Genomic DNA, 9,448 nt, shown 5'->3' on the forward strand with positions numbered 1-9,448 from the left:
TAGGAACAAAAAAGTTAAGGGATCGAGACGATGGAAAAAAGAACAAAAGCGGATTTCTGAGCTTCAGGGTAAGATATCCCGACAACGAGAAGACTGGCTGCACAAAACAACCAGCGAGATAGTTAGCGGTAATAGCCTAATCGGTGGTGAGCAGTTAAACGTCAAGGGTATGACTCGGAAGGCAAACAAGGGTAAGCGTAAGAAACAGAAAGCCGGATTAAATCGGTCTATTCTCGACGTTGGGTTTGGCATAGTCGGTGATTTATTAAGCTACAAATCGGCTGAGGCAGGTGGGTTTTATGTTGAGTCACCAACTAGGACGCTCAAGCCAACTCAACGATGTGCTAAATGTTGGGAATTAACGCCTAAGACTTTGAGCGATAGAGTCCATATTTGCTCTAATCCCGACTGTAAGCACGTCGAAGATAGAGATGTTAATGCTGCTCAAGTTAATGAGATTTGGGCAAGGGGTTTGGAACGAACCTCTTTAGACGCAGAGCTACCTAGCTCTACTGATTGTGGAAGCATGAAGCAACTAGGAGCTCAGAAGCGTCAGAAACAGCGACTTCAACGAAGTAAGTCGCTGTAGTTCATATAAACATTTTCTTAGATCGCCAAAACTCTTAATATACCGTAGGGTGGGTTTCGGCTTCGCTCAACCCACCAACCTTAAGTCACTAAGACGCTTTAGGGACTAAAAATCCTAGTAAATGTTGCAGAAACGAATAACTAACGACTTCCCGATAGGAGTCTTGGTGTAACCCTGATGATTGAGACTCGATGGCTGGGGTATAGTCATCCTCTACCGCTAGAGACATCTCTTCCGCCAAACCGATCGCAATTAAGCGAAAAGCAATCTGCTGTACCGTTTTCAGGGGAAGTTGTAGGTATTGGGCGATGGATTTGAGAGACATCATACAATCCGTATATGTCCAAACTTGCCACTCTAGGTCATTTAACGGAAACTCAGACTGATCTGTCCCTAAACTGGCTAAACCCATATCCGGATCAGGTAAGTGATCCGCCAAAGCATCCCAACTTGGCAAATTTCTAAGTCCCATCAATGTGGCGAGTGTCGCCGATATACTCAAACCCGTCATTTCTATTGTCGGTAACGGTACATTATGATCAAACCTAAAATGACCTGCTTTAAGTTGAAATGCATCACATAAGGGCTGGAGAACTTGAGATTGAAATAGCCACTTGAGTTGTTGGTTGGTTAAAATACCCTGTTTTTTCAGATAAGAACCCAAAGGTTGATGCTTGGGACATAATCGGTTCAGTTTAGCAAAGAGACTGGATGGACAGATATCCTTGAGCCAGCGCTGTTGGGCAATTAAGGAGACTAAACCTTGATGATCTAACAAATTTGCCATTCCCACAAGCTGTCCCCGATACACCCAGATATAATACGCTTGATTCGAGGACGTATGATCCGTACCTTCAGGATGCAGCGTTAGCAAACCGCTTTGATGTCCAGTTTCCAGTAAGCAAAAAACTTGCGGTAGAGAAAAATCAGCAAGAGAACCTGTGATGCACATGATAATTGAAAGGGTTTTTAAGGGTTGACGTTAAATTTTTTAAAGGAGGGAGGTAAGCAAAAGCCCTGATCTATACAGAAGTTTTGATTTTTTTCAGTGGTTATTCGGGACAAGTTTTACAGAATGCCAGCCACTCCTCCCCGAAGACGTTTGACTTAGCAACAGAGACAGTGGGATTGAATTCGATCTAATAACTCTTGAAAGCTAAAGGGTTTAAAAAAATAACCATTAGCTTTAGCTTCATTCGTCAAGATTATTGGCAAATCTCGTTCTAAACCTGTCATTAGGAATATAGGCAGATGATAGCCATGATAACGCAATTTTTTACACAGACTTATCCCATCCAGTTTGGGAAGCTCGATATCAGAAAGTACCAAGTCATAGTCAGTGATTACTGCCCGTTCCCAAGCCGCTACACCGTTTGTGACTACATCGACGATATAGCCTTCAAAGGTGAGACATTCAAATAACGCTTCGGCAAAGTCTAAGTTATCTTCAACGACAAGGATTTTCATGATATCTAAATCCGTTTTCTAAACAAGGATAATGCTTCCGGGAACTCTCCCCGACAAATTAAGCTTTTCAGATCAGTGTTTATCGGTTAATTTTTTCAGAGAAAATCCCTAGGGTTTCGGTTAAATCCATTGAAGTTTTAGACGCCCGTTTGTCACGGTGATCGCTCCAGCTACGACGCCTTAACAATCACTCAAATCCAAAGCGATTTTTCGTTAATAGCTTTAGCCAAGAATGCGGATCAATACCAGCGACCTCTCTTCCAGCCTATCCCCGTTACACTGAGGAACAAATTTTATGGTGTTTCACAACCTACCATCTATACTTTTTATGATGCCAAATTTAATCTCTATCAACAATATATAAATTTGATATGAATTTTGTGCGGCTGAACGGCGAAGCTTTATCTAATCTTTAATTGCTGTCCCCAAAATTTACAGATTCTTTAAATAAGAGGGTTGACAAACTCAATAGGATGTTGAATTCTTATTAAGATAATCAGATTTCCAGATTTGTCAATATATAAAGTTGATATTTTAGTCAGAGACAGGTCACTATTTATTCGCGTCTATTTTGGTTTATTGCACAAAATTATGTAATTGTCAATATATTAAACTGATAAGTTGAGGGAGTCATCTTTGTCTAAATTTTATGAACTTATATGAATTGACAAGGCGTGACATGTTCTAAACGGTAATGGCGCTACAGGCTGAGAAGGCATAGATAGGATGATTAAACAGGGGCATCGTCCAATTGACCAGATATTGGAATGTATTGATACGTTCCTGGTTGCCAAGACTGGTCATTCGCTGAGTTATATTCAAAAAGCGATTCTATGGGCATCATGGCAGGATGAACCTAAAACCTATGACCAGATTGCTCAGGAGAATGGTTATTCTGCCAACTATATTAAGCAAGGTGTCGCGCCGAAGTTATGGCACTTACTCTCAAACGCCTGCGGGGAAAAAGTTAATAAGACGAATTTTCGCTCGGTACTCGAACGCAGACTGTTTAGTGACAAGGGTTTGACAACGGCTAACTTCCTAAAACCTAGACAGTTTGTTGCCTTAGAAGTACCAGAGGGACAAGTTCCGTTGAATTCTATCTATTATATTGAGCGATCGCCTATAGAATCAGACGGCTGTCAGCAAATCCGCCAACCTGCCACTATCCTGCGTTTGCAGGGTTCTCAGCAGATGGGGAAAACCTCGTTAATGGCAAGAATTCTGGCTGATGCCCAAAAGCAGAACTATCGGACGGTACGATTAAGTTTAAATCAGGCGGAGAGTTCAGTGTTTAGTGCGATCGCAACATTTCTGCGCTGGCTTTGTGTCAATGTGACACGACAACTTAGATTAGAACTGAAACTAGATGAGTATTGGGATGAAGCAATGGGCAGTTTGGTTAGCTGCACGCTTTATTTCCAGGAGTATTTACTTGCACAAAGCGATCGCCCGTTGGTTATTGCCATTGATGAAGTGAATCAAGTCTTCGAGTATCCGGCGATCGCGGGAGACTTTTTGGCATTATTACACTCCTGGCAAGAAGATACCAAAGATATCCCTGTCTTTTCCAACCTGCGCTTGGTGCTAGTTCATTCCTCTGAGGGTTATCGTTGGTTTCATACCTATCAATCGCTGTTGACGCTGGGGTTAGGGATTCAGTTATCCCCGTTTACTCGCGAACAAGTCTACGAGTTGGCAAAGCGTTATGGACTCTATTTATCATCCCAGGAACTGGATCAGCTTATGCGACTTGTGGGAGGGTTTCCCTATTTGGTGCGTTTGATGTTCTATGAAATGGTCAAACATCAGGTGAGTTTAAAATCGATAGTAGAAACTGTAGCGACGGATACAGGAATCTATGGGAATCACTTGCATCGCCATTTATGGAGGCTGCGCCAGTATCCAGATTTAGCGGTTGCTTATCAGCAGGTGCTTAAGGCAAATGACCCTGTAGAACTTGATCCAATCCAGATGGTGAAGCTGCACAGTTTCGGGTTAGTGCGTTGGGTTCGCGATCGCGTGGTGGTAAGCTGCCAGTTGTATGAGGCGTATTTCCGCGATCGCATGGCTATAAGAGACTTATAGGCGTAAGTATAGCCGTTTCAAAAAGAATATCGAATAACATTGCCACACAAGTCACCCTTTCCAAAGCCCAGGTATGGGCGTTCTTGCAGGTTTAAGCTACAATCTGCCTTATGTGGTCTTTAATTGATCTTGACAAAGTTCTGTTATTTTAAGTAAAGCGTCCACACCCTCAAGTGCAGTCACTTGTGTAATATTAAAAATCTCTAACCTCCAGGGAGCATCAATTCCAAGAAATCCCCCAATAGCAGGATGTCTTGCTCCTCTGGACGAAAGTTCATGAAAACTTTACAGAAAGTTCATCATAGCTTTATGGATACTCCTGGGCATGTCGAGTAGTATGAAGTTAGCTTAAGGAAAGAAAAATAATCTCAGGTCAGAGTCTCACAGGCTCAAGACCCCTTAAGTTACCCGAAATCAATCTGTCATTAGGAGTATTTTTCATGAAAAAAGCAATTTTAGGTTCACTCGCTGTACTGCCCTTAGCAGCTGCTGGTGTATTGGCTGGCGCTGGCGCAGCAACTGCTGCTAACTTAGGAATAATTTCCTTCAGTTCTGAAGGACAAAATCCTAATACTACGCTTACTTTCGACAGCGACTTGCTGTCTATTGCTCCAGGCGATGGAAACGCACAAGTAAACGTAGGTGGTACACCAAGTGGTGTTTTTGCTCAGGGTTTTACTCAAGCCGAAATTAAATTCACTGATTTACTGCTTGGCTCTACACCTGCTGGCTCACCTGTTTTTCTAGATTTTGGAACAGACGATGATTCAAGTGCCGATGGACTGGATGTTATTAAGCTTACCAGCGTAGCTTCAAAGTATGACTTTTTAGGAGGGAATGCCTTCCTGACAAATCTAGGATTGACATTTGATGGCATTTTTGAAAGCCAAGGTACGGAATATATAGCCACAGGTAGCCTAACTTTCCAAGTCGACCAGTCACAAGCTGATGTTGAAGCGGCTCTTGAATCGGGAGAAACCCTAGGTCTTCCAGGGCTTACTTTCTCTGGCATTAATATTGCTACAGCCGAAGTTGCTGATGTTCCTGAACCTGCCACAATGCTTGGTTTAGGAGTAGTCGCTGGTTCCTTAGCTCTATCCCGCGCTGGCAAAAAGAACAAAGCTTAACACGAAAAGCTAGAGCTTTCGGCTCAAATACAAAAACATTGGGGAAAGAAAGACCCCCAATTTTTTGTATATCCAGCTACGGTCAAACCTTGAGACGCATGATGCGATCGCCCCTTTGGAGAAAATGAAGGCGCGATCGCTTTATCGTTGGTGGCTCTCAAGGTGGAGAATCGTCTTGAACTTAAGAGTGATGACAGTCACACTGGCTGTAATACAATTAAGGTAGGATATTTACATTGCTCAATATATATTATCTGCGACCTGCTGCATTGGGGTTGTAGCAACAGCAACTCCATTACAAACGAAATCGTATAGTCTCTTGACATACCCTAAGGGATAGTCACGGTATCAGACTCAGCCAGTGTTGGTTAGAAGTTGACATAGCGGTTGTAGTAAACACCCTATAAGCTGTCCGGCTTGACTTTTATTATCCTGTTGCTCAAACTTAAGCGAAGCTTCATGAAAGCTTTGTAAAAAGTTCATCAAATCCTTACAGGTAACTATAGACAGATTAAGTAACAAGGCGTTAATTTGAGGAAAGGAAAATCGAAATATATCCCTGCCTCTCTTAGCAATCCCTCAGTTCCCTAAATTTTGCAGTAACAACAGGAGTACCCCATAGTATGAAAAAAGCAATTCTTGGCTCTTTGGCTACAATTCCCCTAGTCGCGGCTGGTGTGTTGACTAATGCTGGTGAAGCAAACGCCATTGCGTTGACAGGTAAGTTTCAGTTAGCTTCTGGTGCGTTTGGTATTGACCAAAGTATCGTTAAATTCAGCAAGAACTCCCTCACATTCAGTCCCCAACCCGTCACTCCAGTTTCGATTACGAGTAGTGATCCCAGTTTTGAAGAATTCAATTCGGCAAACATAGGTAGTATTCTCTCCTTTACTCCCTTGTTAGCAGAGACTCCTTTTCTTGACTTGGGTAACACTCCAATTCCTGGTGTTGTTGGTTTTTTCCCAGGTGATGTAGACCCCATCACAGATGGGGAAAATATTTTCACTCTGCAAACGGCTACCTACGATCTAAAAGATAGTGGTGCTAACGTAGCCGTAGACGTAGCAATTTCTGGATTCTTTACCAGTGCCTCTAACGATATCTCTCAAGGTAAGGGCAACATCACCTTCCAAATCAACAATACTACCGTTGATCAAGTTCAGGCAAAACTCGATGCAGGTAACACAATAGACGAGGATCTGAAATTCTCTGGTGCTGTGTTTACGGCAACCGAGGTTCCTGAACCCGGTACAATCGGCGGCTTGCTCGCTGTGGGTTCCCTGGGTGTCGGTTCAATCTTGAAGCAACTCAAACAAAAGAAGTAATCCCCTAACTTAGTGTGTTCCCAAAAAAGGTTCCTCAGCATGTGCTTCACTGACTGAGGTTTTGCCATCTTTATCCCCATCTGAATCGTTGATTTGGGTGGGGTTATAATTATGTCCGGTTGAATACTTACACTATTGGTGGAGACAAGACACCAAGGCAGGAGGCAGTGGTTCGGCAGGACTTCGGACGTTCGGCGAGCGCTCAGTCGAGCCGCGTGAGCGCTCAGTCGAACGCTCACCAACCAGGCAGAAGGCACGATAAGTTAACTGATGGTGGGGGAAATCCCCTGCCAAAGCTTCAACTTCTGATAGAAAACGTTTTGACCGGAAATAGTGGGTTCAGGCTCCCCGTCCTTTTAGGACGGCTTTATGTTATAATATTGCTGTAAAATTTTTCACGTCAAATGTTAGTTTTTGAGTTTAAGGCTAAAGGGAAAACAGCTCAATATTTAGCGATTGATGAGGCGATCTTAACCGCTCAATTTGTCCGCAATAAGTGCATCCGTTACTGGATGGATAATGAAGGTGTTGGACAAAAGGATCTGTATCGTCACAATACATCGTTGAGAGCTGAGTTTTCTTTTGTTAAGGACTTAAACTCTCATGCTTGTCAAACGGCTGTTGAAAGGGCATATTCGTCAATTGCCCGATTTTACAGCAATTGTAGAAAGTCTATTCCGGGAAAGAAGGGTTATCCAAAGTTTAAGAAAAACTGCCGTTCAGTTGAATACAAAACTAGCGGCTGGAAGCTTTCTGAAACTCGAAAACAAATAACCTTCACGGACAAGAAAAGGATTGGAAAACTCAAGCTCAAAGGGACGTGGGACCCTTCACTTCGTTCGAGGGCATGCTTAAACTTCTATCAACTTGGGTCAATAAAACGGGTGCGGTTAGTCCGTCGCGCTGATGGCTACTATGTTCAATTCTTGGTCAATGCTGAGAATAAAGTAGAGAGTCAGCCGACAGGGAAAGCCATTGGGTTAGACGTGGGACTCAAAGAGTTCTATACCGATAGCAACGGCTATCAAGAACCCAATCCCCGATTTTACCGGGAAGGTGAAAAACGCTTAAGATTCCTTCAAAGACGAGTTTCACGCACTGAGATTGGCTCTACCAACCGCAAGAAAGCCATTAATCGATTAGGGCGATTTCACCTCAAAATAAGTAGGCAGCGTGAAGAACACGCCAAGAGAGTGGCGCGTTGCGTAATCCAATCTAACGATTTGGTCGCTTATGAAGATTTGAGGATTAGAAATCTGGTTAAAAATCATTGTTTAGCCAAATCGATCAATGATGCAGGTTGGTATCAGTTCAGAAAATGGCTGGAGTATTTTGGGGTTAAGTGTGGCAAAATAACCATCGCGGTTAATCCTGCCTATAGTTCCCAGGAATGCTCCAGCTGCGGTACGGTAGTTAAAAAATCCTTGTCTACCAGAACTCATATCTGTCGATGTGGATGTATTTTGGATCGGGATTGGAACGCCGCCATCAATATTCTGAAAATAGCCTTAAGTACGGCGGGTCACGTCGGAACTTGGATTTTGAATCCGAACGCTTCTGGAGACTTAGCCTCTACTGTTTTAGGCGCAAGCCTATTTCAGCAAGCCGGGTCTATGAAAGAAGAATCTCTTTCCTTATAGGGCGGAGAGTGTCAAATCAGGTGCACAGGGTCAATGTCTCAGCTCTTCAGAGCTACATCCCAAAATGGACGCTTCTGTATTAATCGTGGGAAATCCGCAATTCCTTAAGACGTTCCTTGACCAGATTCGCACGATCACGTCTGGCAAGGTGGAGGAGTCTGCCAATCCAGAAGATGCTCTGAGTAAGGTTCAAGCTAAACAATACGCAATTTTAATTGTGCAGGCAACCCAAAACGGGAGTTTGGAACTGTGTAAGCAGGTTAAAGAACAACTACAGTTAAGCTGGACCTATTGCATTTTAATTAATGACCCGTCTTATTCCTTGAGTGAAGGCAAAGCGGCTGATCCGCGTCGGGAACAAATTATTTGTGCTGAAGCCCTAGAAGGCGGTGCAGATGCTTACTTACCCTTGACTTGCACCCCAACAGGAGATCCAGGAAGTACGTTAGCAGAATATCGGCTCCTGAAAGCCCATATCCTAGCCGGATGGCGCAGTGTACAGTTCTACCAAAAACTGCTGCAAACCAATGATGTTCTCTCCACCCTGGCTCTGGCTGATCCCTTAACCGAACTGAATAATCGTCGGGCAATGGAATGGGAGTTACCCCGGCAAATCCAAAATGCCCGCACCTACATCACGGATCTGAGTGTGATTATGATGGATGTGGATCATTTCAAATCAGTGAATGATACCTATGGACATCAGGTTGGCGATCGCGTTTTGCAGCTGCTCTCAACCCGACTCCAGCATAATCTGCGCCTACAGGATACGTTGTTTCGGTATGGTGGGGAAGAATTTTTAGTGGTTCTCAATCAAACCAGTGGAGAGGAAGCTAAAATTGTCGCCAAACGCCTGCGATATCAGATCAACGAGCAACCGTTTAATGTAGATGGTACGATCGCGATCGAGATTACGATTAGCGTTGGCATTGCTTCTCTCAAGGCTTCAGATGACCACAAAGGCGAAAGTCTCGTCAAACGGGCGGATCATAATCTTTTGCGTGCTAAAGCCAAAGGAACGAACCAGGTGGTTTACAGTGATGACACGCTTTATTAAAGTGTTGAGTTTTGACCGCTTCTAAAAACCTAGACAAACCTACCCATCAGTAATTCTGCCTTGGTATAAGTCCACGGTGTAACTTTTGGTCGATAACCGTTAACGCTTGCGCTTGGCTGATACCCGGCGTTGTTGCTCGATATCAGCCTTAACCA

At 43.6% G+C, this 9,448-nt stretch carries 8 protein-coding genes; 6 read left to right on the top strand and 2 right to left on the bottom strand.

The genetic code is table 11. The annotated features are described in order from the left end of the window. Positions 1-589 (top strand): RNA-guided endonuclease InsQ/TnpB family protein (locus RH949_RS06490; RefSeq protein ID WP_446352288.1); only part of this gene is annotated, 589 nt, incomplete at its 5' end. Positions 590-677: 88 nt separating this feature from the next. Here the strand turns inward: RH949_RS06490 and RH949_RS06495 are convergent. Continuing rightward, positions 678-1,541, bottom strand: coding sequence for a DUF4388 domain-containing protein (locus RH949_RS06495; RefSeq protein WP_446352289.1), 864 nt, complete (start codon positions 1,539-1,541; stop codon positions 678-680). A gap of 155 nt (positions 1,542-1,696) precedes the next feature. Beyond that, on the bottom strand, positions 1,697-2,056 hold the full coding sequence (locus tag RH949_RS06500; RefSeq protein ID WP_006100211.1) for a response regulator transcription factor: 360 nt from the start codon (positions 2,054-2,056) through the stop codon (positions 1,697-1,699). A gap of 726 nt (positions 2,057-2,782) precedes the next feature. Between RH949_RS06500 and RH949_RS06505 the strand changes: the two genes are divergently transcribed. The 5 genes from RH949_RS06505 to RH949_RS06525 all read left to right on the top strand — a co-directional run bounded on the left by RH949_RS06505 (position 2,783) and on the right by RH949_RS06525 (position 9,293). After that, a complete protein-coding gene (locus tag RH949_RS06505; protein ID WP_446352290.1) occupies positions 2,783-4,144 on the top strand; it encodes an AAA-like domain-containing protein in 1,362 nt (453 codons plus the stop codon). A gap of 440 nt (positions 4,145-4,584) precedes the next feature. Then, entirely contained in the window at positions 4,585-5,271 is a 687-nt protein-coding gene (locus tag RH949_RS06510) for a PEP-CTERM sorting domain-containing protein (RefSeq protein WP_446352291.1), read from the top strand. Between the two features lie 623 nt (positions 5,272-5,894). Continuing rightward, a complete protein-coding gene (locus RH949_RS06515; protein ID WP_446352292.1) occupies positions 5,895-6,596 on the top strand; it encodes a PEP-CTERM sorting domain-containing protein in 702 nt (233 codons plus the stop codon). 404 nt (positions 6,597-7,000) lie between these two features. Then, positions 7,001-8,236 carry an RNA-guided endonuclease InsQ/TnpB family protein gene (locus RH949_RS06520; RefSeq protein ID WP_006102189.1) on the top strand — a complete coding sequence of 412 codons (1,236 nt, stop codon included), beginning with the start codon at positions 7,001-7,003 and terminating at the stop codon, positions 8,234-8,236. A gap of 64 nt (positions 8,237-8,300) precedes the next feature. After that, the gene (locus tag RH949_RS06525; RefSeq protein ID WP_446352293.1) at positions 8,301-9,293 is read left to right on the top strand and encodes a GGDEF domain-containing protein; all 993 of its coding nucleotides are present in this window, start codon (positions 8,301-8,303) and stop codon (positions 9,291-9,293) included. The last annotated feature ends 155 nt before the right edge of the window (positions 9,294-9,448 follow it).

The organism is Coleofasciculus sp. A1-SPW-01, assembly GCF_040217205.1.
GTDB classification, from domain to species: Bacteria; Cyanobacteriota; Cyanobacteriia; order Cyanobacteriales; family Coleofasciculaceae; genus Coleofasciculus; species Coleofasciculus chthonoplastes_A.